General features: G+C 72.9%; 17 protein-coding genes. 5 read left to right on the forward strand and 12 right to left on the reverse strand.

Annotation, left to right across the window (positions count from 1 at the left end; genetic code table 11):
• Positions 1-210 precede the first annotated feature (210 nt).
• Genes HAV40_RS23030 through uraD form a run of 6 tightly spaced genes read right to left on the reverse strand, consistent with a single transcriptional unit; the run spans position 211 to position 4608 of the window.
• A complete protein-coding gene (locus HAV40_RS23030; protein WP_166384619.1) occupies positions 211-1563 on the reverse strand; it encodes an 8-oxoguanine deaminase in 1353 nt (450 codons plus the stop codon).
• Positions 1560-2069, reverse strand: coding sequence for a (2Fe-2S)-binding protein (locus HAV40_RS23035; RefSeq protein WP_166384621.1), 510 nt, complete (start codon positions 2067-2069; stop codon positions 1560-1562). The genes HAV40_RS23030 and HAV40_RS23035 overlap by 4 nt, the downstream gene beginning before the upstream one ends.
• On the reverse strand, positions 2060-2911 hold the full coding sequence (locus HAV40_RS23040; RefSeq protein WP_166384623.1) for an FAD binding domain-containing protein: 852 nt from the start codon (positions 2909-2911) through the stop codon (positions 2060-2062). The genes HAV40_RS23035 and HAV40_RS23040 overlap by 10 nt, the downstream gene beginning before the upstream one ends.
• Complete coding sequence (gene pucL, locus HAV40_RS23045) at positions 2911-3771, reverse strand: factor-independent urate hydroxylase (RefSeq protein WP_166384625.1); 861 nt, start codon at positions 3769-3771, stop codon at positions 2911-2913. The genes HAV40_RS23040 and pucL overlap by 1 nt, the downstream gene beginning before the upstream one ends.
• Complete coding sequence (gene uraH, locus HAV40_RS23050; protein ID WP_166384627.1) at positions 3771-4097, reverse strand: hydroxyisourate hydrolase; 327 nt, start codon at positions 4095-4097, stop codon at positions 3771-3773. Before uraH ends, pucL begins: the two co-directional genes overlap by 1 nt.
• A 13-nt stretch (positions 4098-4110) precedes the next feature.
• A complete protein-coding gene (gene uraD / locus HAV40_RS23055; protein WP_166384629.1) occupies positions 4111-4608 on the reverse strand; it encodes a 2-oxo-4-hydroxy-4-carboxy-5-ureidoimidazoline decarboxylase in 498 nt (165 codons plus the stop codon).
• 105 nt (positions 4609-4713) lie between these two features.
• Here uraD and HAV40_RS23060 point away from each other — a divergent pair, with 105 nt between their 5' ends.
• Positions 4714-6288 (forward strand): PucR family transcriptional regulator, encoded by a 1575-nt coding sequence (locus HAV40_RS23060; RefSeq protein ID WP_166384631.1) that lies wholly within the window; start codon positions 4714-4716, stop codon positions 6286-6288.
• A 5-nt stretch (positions 6289-6293) separates the two neighbouring features.
• Here the strand turns inward: HAV40_RS23060 and HAV40_RS23065 are convergent, their stop codons facing one another.
• Complete coding sequence (locus tag HAV40_RS23065; protein WP_166384633.1) at positions 6294-7280, reverse strand: LLM class flavin-dependent oxidoreductase; 987 nt, start codon at positions 7278-7280, stop codon at positions 6294-6296.
• Positions 7281-7457: 177 nt separating this feature from the next.
• On the opposite strand from HAV40_RS23065, the gene HAV40_RS23070 reads away from it, so the two are divergent.
• Positions 7458-8048, forward strand: coding sequence for a TetR/AcrR family transcriptional regulator (locus HAV40_RS23070; protein ID WP_166384635.1), 591 nt, complete (start codon positions 7458-7460; stop codon positions 8046-8048).
• A 145-nt stretch (positions 8049-8193) separates the two neighbouring features.
• Here HAV40_RS23070 and HAV40_RS23075 read toward each other — a convergent pair whose 3' ends face one another.
• The 4 genes from HAV40_RS23075 to HAV40_RS23090 all read right to left on the reverse strand — a co-directional run bounded on the left by HAV40_RS23075 (position 8194) and on the right by HAV40_RS23090 (position 11954).
• The gene (locus tag HAV40_RS23075; RefSeq protein WP_166384950.1) at positions 8194-8886 is read right to left on the reverse strand and encodes an MSMEG_4193 family putative phosphomutase; all 693 of its coding nucleotides are present in this window, start codon (positions 8884-8886) and stop codon (positions 8194-8196) included.
• A 1-nt stretch (position 8887) separates the two neighbouring features.
• Positions 8888-9718, reverse strand: coding sequence for an undecaprenyl-diphosphate phosphatase (locus HAV40_RS23080; protein ID WP_166384949.1), 831 nt, complete (start codon positions 9716-9718; stop codon positions 8888-8890).
• Positions 9719-9724: 6 nt separating this feature from the next.
• A complete protein-coding gene (locus HAV40_RS23085) occupies positions 9725-10777 on the reverse strand; it encodes an LLM class F420-dependent oxidoreductase (protein ID WP_166384637.1) in 1053 nt (350 codons plus the stop codon).
• A gap of 85 nt (positions 10778-10862) precedes the next feature.
• The gene (locus HAV40_RS23090; RefSeq protein WP_166384639.1) at positions 10863-11954 is read right to left on the reverse strand and encodes an acyltransferase family protein; all 1092 of its coding nucleotides are present in this window, start codon (positions 11952-11954) and stop codon (positions 10863-10865) included.
• Positions 11955-12103: 149 nt separating this feature from the next.
• Here HAV40_RS23090 and HAV40_RS23095 point away from each other — a divergent pair, with 149 nt between their 5' ends.
• The 3 genes from HAV40_RS23095 (at position 12104) to HAV40_RS23105 (ending at position 13971) form a co-directional block, all read left to right on the forward strand.
• Positions 12104-13072, forward strand: a complete 969-nt coding sequence (locus HAV40_RS23095) for an aldo/keto reductase (protein WP_166384641.1) — start codon at positions 12104-12106, stop codon at positions 13070-13072.
• Positions 13073-13157: 85 nt separating this feature from the next.
• On the forward strand, positions 13158-13349 hold the full coding sequence (locus HAV40_RS23100; protein ID WP_166384643.1) for a DUF5703 family protein: 192 nt from the start codon (positions 13158-13160) through the stop codon (positions 13347-13349).
• A 154-nt stretch (positions 13350-13503) separates the two neighbouring features.
• Positions 13504-13971 carry a GNAT family N-acetyltransferase gene (locus HAV40_RS23105; RefSeq protein WP_166384645.1) on the forward strand — a complete coding sequence of 156 codons (468 nt, stop codon included), beginning with the start codon at positions 13504-13506 and terminating at the stop codon, positions 13969-13971.
• Between the two features lie 65 nt (positions 13972-14036).
• Here the strand turns inward: HAV40_RS23105 and HAV40_RS23110 are convergent, their stop codons facing one another.
• Positions 14037-14687, reverse strand: a complete 651-nt coding sequence (locus HAV40_RS23110; protein ID WP_144120603.1) for a hypothetical protein — start codon at positions 14685-14687, stop codon at positions 14037-14039.
• Between the last annotated feature and the right edge of the window lie 34 nt (positions 14688-14721).

Raw genomic sequence — 14721 nt, forward strand, 5'->3', positions numbered from 1 at the left:
CCCGCCGCGAAGACGTCACGACACGCGGTCCTACCAGCCCCCACCACAAATGTGTGGGACCTTCACGCCCGACACTCACCCCGCCGATCACAAACCAACACCAACCCGAACCAGACACCCTCTTAAAGAGTCGCGCCGTCGAAGGGGTCCTGAGGCCGCGACTCTTTAAGAGTTGCGACAGGTGAGGCGGGCGCGGGGCGCGGGGGGTGGTCATCGGCCCGCCTTTCGGAGAAGGGTGTGGGTTACTCGGGTGAGGTCGCGGGCGAGGGAGTCTGCGTCGGTGTGGAGGAGGTGGCCGTGGCGGACGACCAGGGCGCCGCCGACCAGGAGGGCTTCGACGCGGGCGGGTGGGCCGAAGACGAGGGCGGCGACCGGGTCCTCGATGCCCGCGTGGCCGAGGTCGTCGATGCGCCAGAGGGCGACGTCGGCCAGGCGGCCGGGTTCGAGGGTGCCGAGTTCGGCGTCGCGGCCCAGGCAGCGGGCCCCGCCGGTGGTGGCCAGGGCGAGCGCCTCGCGGGCGGTCAGCGCGGCCGGGCCGCCGCGCAGGCGGGCCGCCAGCAGCGCCTGGCGCAGTTCGGGGCCCAGCTCACCGGCCTCCTGCGAGGCCGCGCCGTCGACGCCGAGGCCGACCGGCGCGCCCGCGTCGAGCAGGTCGCGCACCCGGGCGATGCCCGCGCCGAGGCGCGCGTTCGAGCTGGGGCAGTGCGCGACGCCGGTGCCGGTCGCGCCGAGCCGGGCGACCGCGTTGTCGTCGAGGTGTACGCCGTGCGCGAGCCACACGTCCTCGCCGAGCCAGCCCAGCTTCTCCGCGTACTCGACCGGCGTGACGCCGAAACGCTCGCGGCAGAACGCGTCCTCCTCGACGGTCTCGGCCAGGTGCGTGTGCAGGCGTACGCCGTGCGCGCGGGCCAGGGAAGCGGCCTCGCGCATCAGGTCGGAGGTGACCGAGAACGGCGAGCACGGCGCGACCGCGACGCGGACCATCGCCGAGGGCGACGGGTCGTGGTGCCGCTCGATCGCGGCGGCGGTCGCGGCCAGCGCCGCGTCGGTCGACTCGACGACACTGTCCGGCGGCAGCCCGCCCTGCGACGTGCCGAGATCCATCGAACCCCGACAGGCATGCAGCCGTACGCCGACCGAAGCCGCCGCCTCGACCTGGGTACCGATCAGGTCCCCGGAGCCGCGCGGGAAGACGTAGTGGTGGTCGGCGGCGGTGGTGCAGCCCGACAGCGCGAGCGCGCCCAGCCCGGCGCTGGTGGTGACGTACACGAGTTCGTCGTCGAGCCCGGCCCACACCGGATACAGCTCGACGAGCCAGTCGAACAGGTTGCTCTGCTGGGCCAGACCTCGGGTGGCCCACTGGTAGAGGTGGTGGTGGGTGTTGACCAGGCCGGGCGTGGCCAGGCAGCCCCGGCCGTCGATGACCTGGTCGGCGGGGCCGTCGAAGTCCCCCGGCCCGACCTCGGTGATCCGGTCGCCGTCGACGACGAGGTGCCCGCGCGGATACTCCGCGCCCGCCGCGTCGACGGTCGCGATGGCGCAGCCGTTGATGACGGTCCTCATCGGCTCCCCGCCCCGTCCGGGCCGGCCGCTGCCGCGCCGGGCTCGCTCGCCGTGGCCGCGGCCAGGCGTACCGCATCCATGATCTTCTCGTAGCCCGTGCAGCGGCACAGGTTGCCCGCCAGCGCCTCGCGGATCTGGGGGTCGGTGGGGCGGGGCACGCGGGCGAGCAGGTCATGCACCGAAACGATCAGGCCCGGCGTGCAGAAGCCGCACTGGACGGCCCCGGCCTGCAGGAATGCCCGCTGCACCGGGTCGAGGTCGCCCTCGGGCGCCAGCCCTTCGACGGTACGCACGTCGCGTCCGGCGGCCTGACCGGCGGCGACCAGGCAGGCGCAGACCGCCGTGCCGTCTAGGTACACCGTGCAGGAGCCGCACTCGCCCTGCTCGCAGGCGTTCTTGCTGCCGGGCAGGCCGAGCCGCTCGCGCAGCACGTAGAGCAGGCTCTCGCCCTCCCAGACGTCGTCGGCGGTCCGGCTCGTGCCGTTGACCGTGCAGGTCACCCGCATAGGTCCCTCCAGGCCCAGGTCAGGGTGCGCCGGGCCAGCACGGCCAGCGCGTGGCGGCGGTACGCGGCGGTGCCGCGCACGTCGTCGATCGGCGACGCCGCCTCGGCGACCAGCTCGCCGAAGCGCCGCGCAACGCCGGGTTCCAGCGCGGCGAGGGTGTCCCAGGGCAGCTCACCGGCGGCGTACAGCTCGGCGTCGGTCGCCCGGCGCGGCGTCGGCGCGGCCGAGCCGATGCCGGTGCCGACGGCGCGGCGGCCGGGGTGCAGAGCCAGCGAGAACGAGCTGACCGCGATGACCATCGCGTTGCGGGTGCCGATCTTCGAGAACTGCTCCGGGCCGTCGGCGGGCCGCACCCACACGGCCGCGATCAGCTCGTCGGGGGCGAGCACGCTGCGTTTGGGCCCGGTGAAGAACCCGTCGACGGGCACCAGCCGGGTGCCGCGCACCGAGGCCAGCTCGACGTGGGCGTCGGCGGCCAGCAGCGGCGGGTGGCCGTCCCCGGCGGGCGAGGCCGAGCCCAGGTTGCCGCCGAGGGTGCCCCGGTTGCGGATCTGCGGCGAACCGACCGTGCGCGCGGCCATGGCCAGGCCCGGCAGCCGGTCGCCGAGCTCCTCGATGATCCGGGTGTACGAGACGCCCGCGCCGATGCGCAGCAGCTCGCCGTCCAGCGACCACGTGGTCAGGTCGCCGATGCGGGTCAGGTCGAGTAGCACGCCCGGCCGCCGCCGGTGGAAGTTCAGCTCGACCATCACGTCGGTGCCGCCCGCGATCGGCACGGCGTCCGGCCGCTCCGCCCTGATCGCCAGGGCGTCGGCCCAGGTCGGTGGGGTAAGAAAGTCCATCAGGCCGCTCCCAGGTCCCACGCTAGCCCCGGCAGGGGTGCGTCGTCGCGCAGCACGGTGCCTTCGATCAGGCCGTACGGGCGGTCGGCCGCGACGTAGACCGCGTCCGGGTTGTCCAGGCCGAACGGGGACAGGTCGACCAGGAAGTGATGCCGGTTCGGCAGCGCCAGCCGCACCTCGGCGACCTCGGGCACCCGCTCCAGCACCCGCTCCCCCATCGCGTACAGGGTCTGCTGCAGCGAGCGGCTGTACGTGTCGGTGAACGCGCCGACCAGGCCCTCGCGGATCGCCGCGAACGCGGCATTCCAGTCGACGTCGAGCGTGGCGAAGCGCCAGCGGGCGTCCACGGCCGTGGCCAGGATGCGGTCGTCGGCCTCCGGCAGCGTCGTGTACTGATCGCGCGGGAAGCCCTTGAACATCGAGCCGGTCGTGTTCAGCAGCGTCAGCCCGTGCAGCCCGCCGACGGCCCAGGCCTGCCCGGCGGTCGCGGTCAGGGTCGCGGAACGCACCTCGTCCCCGGCGCGGGCGAACGTGTGGCCGCCGAGCCGCCGCCAGCCGTACGCCTCGACGTGCACCTGCGCCCGGTCGATCGGCCCGGTCACGAAGTGGCGGGCCAGCCGCAGCCCGAACTCCTCGATGCCGGCGAAGCCGTCGCGGGCGAACGCGTACACCGTGTTCTTCTGCGTGTCGGTGGGCAGCACGTCGGCGTTGTCGCCGGTCAGGTGCGTGGCGTCGAGGCGGCCCGCGAGGCGGGTGCTGACGTTCAGGTCGGTCAGCTCGTGGCGCGGCCCGTCGCGGACCACGGTGACCAGGCGGCACTCGGCCTTGCCGTACCGGTTCGGGCCAAGGCGGATCGTCATCAGGACCCCCGGTAGGTGGTGTAGCCGAACTTGCTCAGCAGCAGCGGCACGTGCAGGTGGCGGTCGGGCTCGGTGACGTCGAAGACCACGGTCACCTCGGGGAAGAAACTGCCCAGCCCCTGGTACGCGGCGACGTCGAAGCGCAGCCCGTAGCGGCCGACCAGCCACTGCTCGGGGGGCACCCAGTCGGCCAGCCGCCCGTCGGCGTTCGTGGACCCGGTCGCGACGGTCACCCAGCCGTACTGCCCCAGCCGCTGCAACGTCACCTGCACGTCGGCGGCCGGTTCGCCACGGCAGGTGTCCAGCACGTGCGTCGACAGGGTCATCGCGCGCTTCCCCTCATGTCCCGAACAACCGGTCGAGACGCAGCAAGGTGATCGCTGTCAGCTCGCGGCGTACCACGTCGCGCTCGGCGGCCTCGTCGTTGCGCAGCCGCTGCCGTGCCGAGGCGAGCATCTCGTCGGCCGTCCGGCCGCTGGCGAAGATCAGGAACACGTGGCCGAAGCGGTCCTCGTACGCCCGATTGGCCTCGACCAGTTCCTTCGCGGTCCGCTCGTCGGCGGACGCGGCACCGGACTGCTCGCGGCGCGACCACGCCGCCTCCCGGCCCTCGCCCACCGCCCGCTCACCGATACGCGGGTGCGCGTCGAGAGCTTCCCGCACGTCCGGCCAGGTCAGCGCGCCGACCGCCCCGGCGGCGACCTCGCGCAGCTCACCGAGATCCGCGTACGGCCGCCCGGCAGCCACCGCCCGCGCCCACGCACTCGACGCGTTGCAGGCCAGCAACTCGCGTACGGCGTCCGGCGCGGGCAGAGCGTTGAACTCGGCCGCCGACATGGAATGAGTCAACTGCCCTACCCCCTGGCGGTGAAGGGTGAGAAGGACCGAAACTGCAACAAAGCCTGGCTAGGCTCTTTGGAGGTTACGACAAAGGCGGTGCCCATGCGGCTACGTGACGTGCTGGAACAGCCCGGTGTCCGGCTGCCGGTGCTCGCCGGGGAGGGCGAGTTGGACCGCCCCGCCCACCTCGCGTACACCACCGACCTGCTCGACCCGGCCCGTTACCTCGCGGGCGGCGAGGTCGTGCTGACCGGAATGATGTGGCGGCGGGAACCCGCCGACTCGGAGCTGTTCGTCGCCGCGCTGGCCGGGGCCGGGGTGGCCGCGCTCGGCGCGGGCGAGGCGCTGCTCGGCCCGGTCCCCGCCGACCTCGTCGAAGCCTGCCGCCGGCACCGGCTGCCGCTGTTCGCGGTGCCCGCCGAGGTGTCGTTCCGCGAGGTCACCGACCGGATCAACACGGTGCTGTGGGCCGAGCGCGAGGCCGGGGCGCTGGCCGCCCGCAGCCGCCGCCGCGGCATGGTCGCGACGCTCGCCGCCGGTGCGGACCTGGCCGAGGTGTGGCCCGCCACGGGAGCCTGGGTGCTGACCAGCACCGGCCGCGTCATCGTCGGCGACCCCGAAGACACGCCCCGCGACCTGGCCATCGGGCGGCGGCTCGCGACCGCGTTCCTGCGCGCGGACACCCTGCCCGCCCGCTGCCGGATCGGCGACCGGGACTTCCACCTCGACGCCCCCGGCCCGACCGCGACCCCGGGCACCCGGTTCGTCGCCTGCGCCGACCCCACCCTGCTCGAAGAACTCGTCGAGCTGACCGCCCTCGACGCGGCCCGCTCCGAACGCGCCCGCCGCATCGAACGCCGCCTGGCCGTCCACCTCGCCGCCACCCTCACGAGCGCCGCCGACCCACCCGAACTAGCCGCCGCCCTCCACGCCTGCGGCCTCCCCCTCACCGGCCCCTACACCGTCCTTGTCGCCACCCTCCCCGCCTCCGCCTCGCGCTCGGGCGCGGGTTCGGGTTCGGGTTCGGGTTGCGGTTTCGGGGAAACCGCAGGAATCGGGGCGGTGAAGCGTGCGGTTTCCTCGAAACCGCACGACGCGGACGGTGTAGCCGTCGCGGTCGTGGAGGAGATGGTGCCGGGGGCTGCTGTCGCGGTGGTGGGCGGGGAGGTTGTCGCGGTGGCGGCGGACGTGGGCAGGGTCGGAGGGCTGCGGGAGGCGGGTCGGCATCTGACGACGGCGGCGCGGGGGACGCGGTTCGCGGCCGGGTCGAGTGAGGCGGCGGGGGTCGCGGAGCTGCCCGCGGCGCTGTCGCGGGCCAGGCACGCGCACCGGTATGCGGTGGAGCAGCGGGATCGGGTGGCCGTCATCGGCAGCGACGAGCTGGCCTCACATGACCTGCTGCTGGCAGGGGTGCCCCGGGCGACCCGGCAGGCGTTCGCCGACCGGCTGCTCGCGCCGCTGCGGGCCTACGACGCCGATCACCACGCAGACCTGGTACGCACCCTGCAGACGTTCCTGGCCTGCGACGGCTCCTGGACCCGCTGCGCCGCCGAGATGCACCTGCACGTCAACACGCTGCGCTACCGCATCCGCCGCATCGCCGACCTCACCGGCCGCGACCTCGACCGCTTCACCGACCGCGTGGACCTCTACCTCGCCCTGTGCCTCGACACCTGACCCGGTCAGGCGCGGACGGAGTCCAGGGCCTCGGCGGTCAGGGCGACCGAGCGCAGGCGGGCCTCGCCGGTGGCGTGGTGGGCGACGATCAGCTCGTCGGCCCCCGCCTGCCGGGCGAACGCCTCCAGGTAGTCGCGGACCTGCGCGGGCGTGCCGAGGGCGGCGTACTGGAGCATCTGGTCGACGTGCGCCCCCGCGCCCTGCGCCAGGAGCTGGTCGGCCTGCTCGTCGGTGAACGTCTGGCCCCGCCCGAACAGTCCCGTGGCGAACGCCCGCCGGGTGCCCTGGAACTGCTCCCTCGCCTCGGCGGTCGTGTCGGCGGCGACGACATTGACCCCGGCGATCACGTACGGCCGGTCGAGCTGCTCGGACGGCCGGAACTCCCGCCGGTACGCGGCCACGGCGGCCTCCAGGGCCTGTGGCGCGAAGTGCGAGGCGAACGCGTACGGCAGGCCCAGCGCGGCGGCCAGCGTCGCGCCGAACATCGACGAGCCGAGGATGTACAGCGGCACGTTCGAGCCCTTGCCCGGCACCGCGTCCACGCCGGGGATACGCGACCTGCCCGCCAGGTACGCCTGCAGTTCCAGCACGTCGTTCGGGAAGCCCTCGGCCGACTGCGCGTCACGGCGCAGCGCGCGCATCGTGTTCTGGTCCGAGCCCGGAGCCCGGCCCAGTCCGAGGTCGATGCGGCCGGGGTACATCGCGTCGAGGGTGCCGTACTGCTCGGCGATGGTCAGCGGTGTGTGGTTGGGCAGCATGACGCCGCCCGCGCCGAGCCGGATCTCGCGGGTGAACGTGCCGACGTGCGCGATCAGCACCGCCGGCGCCGACGAGGCGATGCTGGGCATGTTGTGGTGCTCGGCGTACCAGACGCGCCGGTAGCCGTGCTCCTCGGCGGTGCGGGCGAGTTCGACGCTGGCCGCGATGCTGTCGCGCGCGGTCTCGCCGGGGCCGATGCGGGCCAGGTCGAGGATGGAGAGCGGGATCGTCATGCGGCCGTCCTTCTGACGTGGCGGGCACCGGCCGGACCGGGCCGGTGCCCGGCGGGACCTGGCACGGTCCCGCCGAGCGTGGCCGGTGATCCCGGTCGGCGTGAAACGGAGCACTTGCTCCGCCTGCCCTACGACCGTAGCACCGAAGCGGAGCAGCCGCTCCGGTAGGGTGTGTGCATGACGTCACCCCCGGCCGCCACCCGCAGCGATGCCGCCCGTAACCGGGTGCGGCTGCTCGACGCGGCGGCCGGGTTGATCACCGAGCGCGGCAGCGACGTCGACGTACGCGAGATCGCCCGCCGGGCCGAGGTCGGCATGGGCACCCTGTACCGCCACTTCCCCACCAAGGAAGCCCTGCTCGACGCGGCACTGGAGCACGTGTTCACCTCCTGGGCCGCCGCCGCGTCGGCCGCGCTGACCGGCCGGGCCTGGTCGGACCTGAGCCGTTTCCTGGGCGACGCCCTGACCCGGCAGACGGCCTCCCCCGGCCTGCTCGACGCGTACTGCCAGGCCCTGCCCGGCCAGGCTGGGAACACCGCCCGCCAGCACTGCCGCCAGCAGGTCGGCCCGCTGATCGCGGAGCTGGTCCGCGCCGCCCACGCCTCCGGCGACCTGCGCCCCGACATCACCGCCGAGGACGTGTCCCTGCTGCTGGTCGCGCTCGGCCGCATAGCCCCGGTCGTGCCGGAGCCGTCCTGGCGCCGCATCCTCCACGTATCCCTGGACGGCCTGCGCGCCTCATCAGCCACACCCCTCCCCCACCCCTAACCCCGCCCCGCCTACCCGCCCGGCCCCCGCCAGAAATAGACGCTGGCCTATCTCATCGAGATTTAGCCCCAAAAATTCGATGAGATAGGCCAGCGTCTATTTAAAACGGGGTGCGTCGACCATTCGCCGGGAAGGAGCCGGTGGGTCAGGCGCCGCCGCCGAGGACGGCGTCGCTCTCGGCGGTCTCCTCGGCTGGGGGGCGGTGCTTGTGGAGGAGGGCGGAGACGGGGGTGCCGGTGTCGTTGACGCGGAGCACGAACGGGCGCTGCGGGGTGTAGCGGATCGCGGTGACCGAGGACGGCTCGACCGAGATGCGCTGGAACAGGTCCAGGTGCATACCCAGCGCGTCGGCCACGATCGCCTTGATCACGTCACCGTGGCTGCACGCCAGCCACACCGCGTCCGGGCCGTGCGACTCGGTTATCCGGGCGTCCCAGGCGCGTACGGCGGTGACGGCGCGGTTGGCCATGGCCGCCATCGCCTCGCCGCCGGGGAACACGACCGCGGCGGGGTGGTGCTGCACGGTCGACCACAGCGGGTTGTCGGCGAGCTCCTTGAGCGAGCGCCCCGACCATTCGCCGTAGCCGCATTCGCGCAGGCCCTCCTCGGCCACCGGGACGACGCCGGGCAGGGCGAGTTCGAGGGTCTGCTTGCAGCGGACCAGGGGGCTGCTCAGCACGACGGCCAGCGGCAGCCCGGCGAGCCGCCCGCGGGCCTGTTCGGCCTGGGCGACGCCGAGTTCGTCCAGCTCGACGGGCAGGTCCCCGGCGAGGATGCCGTCGGCGTTGGCGGTGGTGCGTCCGTGCCGCAGCAGCAGTAGCGTGGCCACGATCGCCAGCCTAGGTCGCGGAGATGGTGTTCGTGGCGAGCAATGCGATGATCGCACCACCCAGGATCACCCGATACCAGACAAAGGCCATCAGTGAGTGATGGGCGACGAACTTGAGCAGCCAGGCGATCGAGGCGTACGCCACGAGGAAGCTGACGACCGTGCCGACGATCAGCGCGGCGTTGCTGACGGCCGGGCTGCCCACCGCCTCGGGTAGCTCGTAGATGCCGGCGGCGACGAGCGCGGGCACGCCGAGGAAGAACGACAGCCGGGTGGCGGTGACCCGGTCGATGTCGCGCAGCAGGCCGGTGGTGATTGTCGCGCCGGAGCGGGAGACGCCCGGGATCAGGGCCAGGCACTGGGCGAAGCCGATGACGATCGTGTCGACCAGGCGCAGCTGCTTCTCGCCGCGGGTCTGGGTGGCGGCGTACTCGGCGAAGGCCATCACGCCGCTCCACACGATCAGCGCGCCCGCCACGAACCACATGCTGCGCAGCGGGCCGGTGATCCAGTCCTTGGCCAGAAAGCCGACGATGCCGATCGGGATCGAGCCCGCGATGACGTACCAGGCGAACTTGTAGTCGAAGATCTGGCGGGCCTCGGCCGAGAACAGGCCCTTGAACCAGGCTCCGGCCAGGCGGGTGATGTCCTTGAAGAAGTACACCAGCACCGCCGCGATCGCTCCGATCTGGATCACGGCGGTGAAGGCGGTGACGGCGGGATCGTCGATCGGCAGGCCCATCAGCTTCTCGGTGATGGTCAGGTGTCCCGTTGAGGAGATCGGGAGGAATTCGGTGATCCCCTCCACGATGCCCAGGACGATCGCCTGCCAGATCTCGATCTCCACTTAGTCTCCCAGTCCGCTCTCCGCGTACGCTTCGGCCACCGTACGCAAGGTCTCCCTGCCGGAGTCGGCGTCTGCGACGAACAGCGCCAGCGACAGCGTAGTCACGCCCGATTCGGCGAACTCACGCAGGCGTCGCGCGATGCGGTCCTTGGGGCCCAGCAATGAGGTGCGGTCGATGAACTCCATCGGGATCGCCGCGGCGGCGTCGCGCTGGCGCCCGGCCAGATACAGCTCCTGGACCTGCGCGGCGGCCTCGCCGTAGCCCATGCGGGTGGCCAGCTGGTTGTAGAAGTTCTGCTGGCGGCTGCCCATGCCGCCGACGTACAGCGCGGCGTAGGCGCGCACGAGTTCGGCGCACATCTCGACATCGTCGCCGATGACGACGGGCACGCTGGGCACGATGTCGAAGCCGTCGAGGGTCTTGCCGACCTTGGCGCGGCCCGCCGCGATCTGGCCGAGCTGCTCCTGGGCGAACTCGGGCGCGTAGAACACGGCGAGCCAGCCGTCGGCGATCTCGCCGGCCAGTTCGAGGTTCTTCGGGCCGACCGCGGCGAGGTAGACCGGGATCTCGGTGCGCAGCGGGTGGAAGTTCAGGCGCAGCGCCTTGCCGGGGCCGTCGGGCAGCGGCAGGGTGTGGAACTCGCCCTCGTAGGTGACCTGCTTGCGCGACAGCGCGAGCTTGACGACGTCGACGTACTCGCGGGTGCGGGCCAGCGGCTTGGCGAAGCGCACGCCGTGCCAGCCCTCGGAGACCTGCGGGCCGGACACGCCCAGGCCGAGCCGGAAACGGCCGCCGGACAGCGTGTCGAGGGTCGCGGCGGTCATTGCGCTGGCGGCGGGGGTGCGGCCGGGGATCTGCATGACGGCGCTGCCGATGTCGATGCGCTCGGTCTGCGCGGCGATCCAGGACAGCAGGGTCGGCGAGTCCGAGCCGTACGCCTCGGCCGCCCAGACCACCGCGAAGCCGAGCTGGTCGGCCTCCCGCGCCAGGGCCAGCAGGCTGTCGGGCGTGGACCACGGCGTCAGGTAGCCGATGTTGAGACCGAGTCGCATGGTGACCTCCGTTGGCCGGGCCGCGTCGGTGGCGGTGGCCCCAGGTTACCGAGTAGTAAGAATCATGGGAAGGATGACCCGTGTCTCAGGCCGCCGGCACCCGCGACGGCACCGGCACACGCGCCACCGCGCCCCCCGGAGCTGCCGGAACAGCCGGTACGAGCGACGGCGGGCGCTTCGCGGCCAGGTCCTCGACCCAGCCGAAGCACAGCACCGCGCCGAGCGTCAGCACCGCCCCGACCGCGATGGTGAGCAGCGGCGGCCCGGCCAGCGCGCCGAGCAGCCAGGTGCCCAGCGCGATCATCGGCAGCTGCCACACGTAGACGGTCACCGCCCGCGCGTTGAGCAGCGCGACCGCCCGGCGCACCGGCTCCACGGCGGTCACCCAGGCCAGCTTCGGCCGGGCGCGCAGGGCGACGAGCACCACGGCGGTGCCCCACAGCACCGGTACCAGCGGGTCCTGCAGGCCGTCCAGGTCCGTGGCGGCGCGCAGCAGCGCGGCCGCGCCCAGCGAGCCCGCGGCCGCCAGGCAGACCGGCCAGGTGAGCCGGTCCAGCAGGCCCGACTCTCGGGCGTACCCGAGCACCCAGGCCGTGCCGTACGCGGCGGTGCTCCAGACCACGTCGCCGATCCGCGAACCCGGCAGCGTGACCGCGGTCGACAGCAGCACGGCCGTGGCGAGCGGGGTCAGCAGCGTCGCCACCGGCGCGCGCTGGAACAGCCACCACAGCAGCGGGGAGAGCAGCACGAACCACAGGTAGACCCGCAGGTACCACAGCGTGATGACGAAGGCCGCGCCCCACTCGCTGCCCGGTGGGTTCACCAGCGGGAACACCCACGGGATGAGGTCGGTCCAGACGAACGGGTGCCAGCCGTGCAGCAGCATCAGCGGCACCGCGACCGCTGCCAGCATCCACAGCGGCGGCAGCAGGCGGCGCACCCGCGAACGGACCGTGCGCGCCGCGCCACCGCGCCGCAGCGAGACCGCGGTCAGGTAGCCCGCCAGGCCGAACATGACCCACATCGCGGGCAGCAGCGTGGTCAGCGCGCCCAGTGGAGCGGTGTGCTGGAGGAACACGCGCACGATCGCGGCGGCGCGGAGGGTGTCGATGTAGGGGCTTCGGGTACGGGCGGTGCCGGGTTCAGCGGGGCTGGCTGCGGCCGTACTGCTCCACATGATGGTTCGGCGCTCCTGGGGCTGGGTCGACCGGACACCTCAACCACAGCTCACTTCCCTCAAAGCCGGCTCGGTAAACCGTTGCCCGCGCGGTGTCGTACGCCACCCGCCGATCCCCGCCACGGTGTCAAGCCGAATACAGTTCACCCATGCAGCAACGACCGCTCGGCCGTAGCGGGCTGGTGGTCTCCCGCCTCGCCCTGGGCACCATGACCTGGGGTCTGGACACCGATCCGGACGATGCGGGCGCCCAGCTCAAGGCGTATGTGGACGCGGGTGGCACGCTGCTGGACACCGCCGACGTGTACGCCGACGGCGAGGCCGAAGCGGTGCTCGGCACGCTGCTGGACGCCATGGTGTCGCGCGACGAGGTGCTGATCGTGGCCAAGGCGGGGCTGCGGGCACGGGCCGACCGCCGGCACGACGGCTCACGCGGGCACCTGCTGCGTACCCTGGACACCACGCTGCGCCGCCTCGGCGTCTCCTATGTGGACCTGTGGCAGGTGCACGGCCAGGACCCGGACACGCCGTGGGAGGAGACGCTGTCCGCGCTCGACCACGCGGTCAGCTCGGGCCGGGCCCGCTACGCCGGTGTGTCGAACTTCTCAGGCTGGCAGACCGCCCGCGCCGCGACCTGGCAGCGGGCCTGGCCGGGGCGGGCCCCGATCGTGGCCACGCAGATGGAGTACTCGCTGCTCCAGCGCGGCATCGAGCGCGAGGTGCTGCCCGCGTCGGCGGCGCTCGGCCTGGGCGTGCTGCCCTGGTCTCCGCTGGGCCGAGGGGTGCTGACCGGCAAGTACCGCCACGGCCGCCCGGCCGACTCACGGGCCGCGTCGCCGCACTTCGAGCGCTCGGTGCTGCCGTACCTGCAGCCGCGCTGCTCGGCGATCGTGGAGGCGGTGGCGACCGCCGCCGACGGTCTGGGCGTGTCGGCCGCCGAAGTGGCCCTGGCCTGGGTACGTGACCGTCCCGGTGTGACGGCGCCCATCGTGGGCGCCCGCAACGTCGGCCAGCTCGTCGCCGCCCTCCAGGTCGAGGAGATCACCCTGCCCCCGGAGATCTCCCGCGCCCTCGACGACGTCTCCGCCATCGCCCACGGCTACCCCGAGCTGGACTGATCAACGTGCGGGAACGGGACGATCCGCCCGCACGCCGAACCCCGCCCTGCTTGCCTGACCTGGGGCGGAGGTGCACCATCGCTGTATGGACTACGAATACGCACCGCTGCGGTTGCCTCCGGATGTAGATCGGTTGACCGCCGCGGTGCGGCTCGCGATCCAGGCTGAGTACGGCGGCTGGGAACTGGCCCGCGTGCAGCTGATGAGGGACGGCACCCGCAAGGTGCTGCTCCGCCGGCCGCTGCGGGCCCTTCCCCTGCCCGGCCTCTCCGTCTGACGGCCTGACCGGCGCACTCCGCCGGGATCTCCGCAGGCGGGGACGGTGCTGACGTGGTGGCACTGCCCCCGCCGGCCGACGGAGCACGGGCCGGTCGCACTCCTGAACGATCACCTCGCGTAATTTGACGTACCCCGACGGTAATCTGCCGAACATGACAGGCATCGACATCCGTGAGGCCCGCCCGCGGGACGTCGTCGGACTGGTGAGCTCCGTGGCCAGCCTGTTCGCCGACGAAGCAGGGACCCGTGATCACACCCTCGACCGCCCGCCGCGGCAACGCGCGGCCACCGAACTGACGCTGGGGATCGCCGACGAGGACCGGCTCGTGCTGGTCGCGGCCGACGGCGACCAGATCGTCGGGCACCTGACCGGCACCGTCGCCGCCTCCGCCGCGATCCGCCCGCTGCGGGTGGCGACCCTGGTCGGCATGTACGTGTCCCCGGCGCACCGCGACGCGAACGTGGGCGCGCGCCTGGTCGCCGCGTTCCGCGCCTGGGCCGCCGAGCGGCACGCCGACCGCATCGCGCTCGACGGCTACCGCAACGACGAGTCCGCGGTGCGCTTCCACCGCCACCAGCGCTTCGCCCCGCGTACGCCCGTCCTGGAGACGACGTCCTAGCGGCCTCATACGCGGACGGCGCGCGCCCTTTCGGGGCGCGCGCCGTCGTCGGCTGGGTCAGGACGTCAGTCCTGGTCCTCCATGATGTCGCCGTTCAGGTGCTCGTCCAGGCGGGCCACCAGCTTGTCGGAGGCACCCAGGGTGAACGGGCCGTTGGCGTCGGTCTCCTCGAAGTCGTCGGGCTCCAGGGACTTGTCCACCTCGGCGACGGTGACGATGCCGTCCAGCGGCTCCAGCTCCGGGATGTCGAGGGCGGCCAGCGAGCCGTCGGAGCTCTGCAGCAGCTCCAGCACGGCGTCGGCGACCGAGGCCACCGGCTCGGAGTCGGCGTCGCTGAGACCGGCCTCACGGCGGGCCAGCTCGGCGGCGTTGATCAGCGCGGAGACGCTCGGGATCAGGTAGTCGCGCCGCTGGCGGACCGAGATCACCTTCGGGTGCGGGTCGGTCGGGGCCTGCTCGGCGGCGACGAGGTCGGCCATGAACCGGTCGGCCTTCTCCAGGTCGATCGGCTCGACCTCCCAGGGCAGCGGCTCGCCGTACGTCTCCGAGAGGGCGTCGTCGTAGGTGACGGCAGCGTTGTTGAACGCCACGTAGGCACGCCAGACGTCATCGCTGTCGACCTCACCCTTGGCGTCGCGTACAGCGGCCAGGTGCGCCCGGGCGGCGGTGATCATCTCTTCCAGCGCGGCCTCGACGGCGGCGTGGTTGTCGCTCATTACTCGGTTACTCCTTCATACGACGAGACAGGCC

This window comes from Catellatospora methionotrophica (genome assembly GCF_011297335.1).
Lineage (GTDB): Bacteria > Actinomycetota > Actinomycetes > Mycobacteriales > Micromonosporaceae > Catellatospora > Catellatospora methionotrophica.

Coding starts and splice junctions, on each gene's coding strand:
- HAV40_RS23030 (WP_166384619.1), bottom strand. CDS start 1,563: ATGAGGACCGTCATCAACGGCTGCGCCATCGCGACCGTCGACGCGGCG.
- HAV40_RS23035 (WP_166384621.1), bottom strand. CDS start 2,069: ATGCGGGTGACCTGCACGGTCAACGGCACGAGCCGGACCGCCGACGAC.
- HAV40_RS23040 (WP_166384623.1), bottom strand. CDS start 2,911: ATGGACTTTCTTACCCCACCGACCTGGGCCGACGCCCTGGCGATCAGG.
- pucL (WP_166384625.1), bottom strand. CDS start 3,771: ATGACGATCCGCCTTGGCCCGAACCGGTACGGCAAGGCCGAGTGCCGC.
- uraH (WP_166384627.1), bottom strand. CDS start 4,097: ATGACCCTGTCGACGCACGTGCTGGACACCTGCCGTGGCGAACCGGCC.
- uraD (WP_166384629.1), bottom strand. CDS start 4,608: ATGTCGGCGGCCGAGTTCAACGCTCTGCCCGCGCCGGACGCCGTACGC.
- HAV40_RS23060 (WP_166384631.1), top strand. CDS start 4,714: ATGCGGCTACGTGACGTGCTGGAACAGCCCGGTGTCCGGCTGCCGGTG.
- HAV40_RS23065 (WP_166384633.1), bottom strand. CDS start 7,280: ATGACGATCCCGCTCTCCATCCTCGACCTGGCCCGCATCGGCCCCGGC.
- HAV40_RS23070 (WP_166384635.1), top strand. CDS start 7,458: ATGACGTCACCCCCGGCCGCCACCCGCAGCGATGCCGCCCGTAACCGG.
- HAV40_RS23085 (WP_166384637.1), bottom strand. CDS start 10,777: ATGCGACTCGGTCTCAACATCGGCTACCTGACGCCGTGGTCCACGCCC.
- HAV40_RS23090 (WP_166384639.1), bottom strand. CDS start 11,954: ATGTGGAGCAGTACGGCCGCAGCCAGCCCCGCTGAACCCGGCACCGCC.
- HAV40_RS23095 (WP_166384641.1), top strand. CDS start 12,104: ATGCAGCAACGACCGCTCGGCCGTAGCGGGCTGGTGGTCTCCCGCCTC.
- HAV40_RS23100 (WP_166384643.1), top strand. CDS start 13,158: ATGGACTACGAATACGCACCGCTGCGGTTGCCTCCGGATGTAGATCGG.
- HAV40_RS23105 (WP_166384645.1), top strand. CDS start 13,504: ATGACAGGCATCGACATCCGTGAGGCCCGCCCGCGGGACGTCGTCGGA.
- HAV40_RS23110 (WP_144120603.1), bottom strand. CDS start 14,687: ATGAGCGACAACCACGCCGCCGTCGAGGCCGCGCTGGAAGAGATGATC.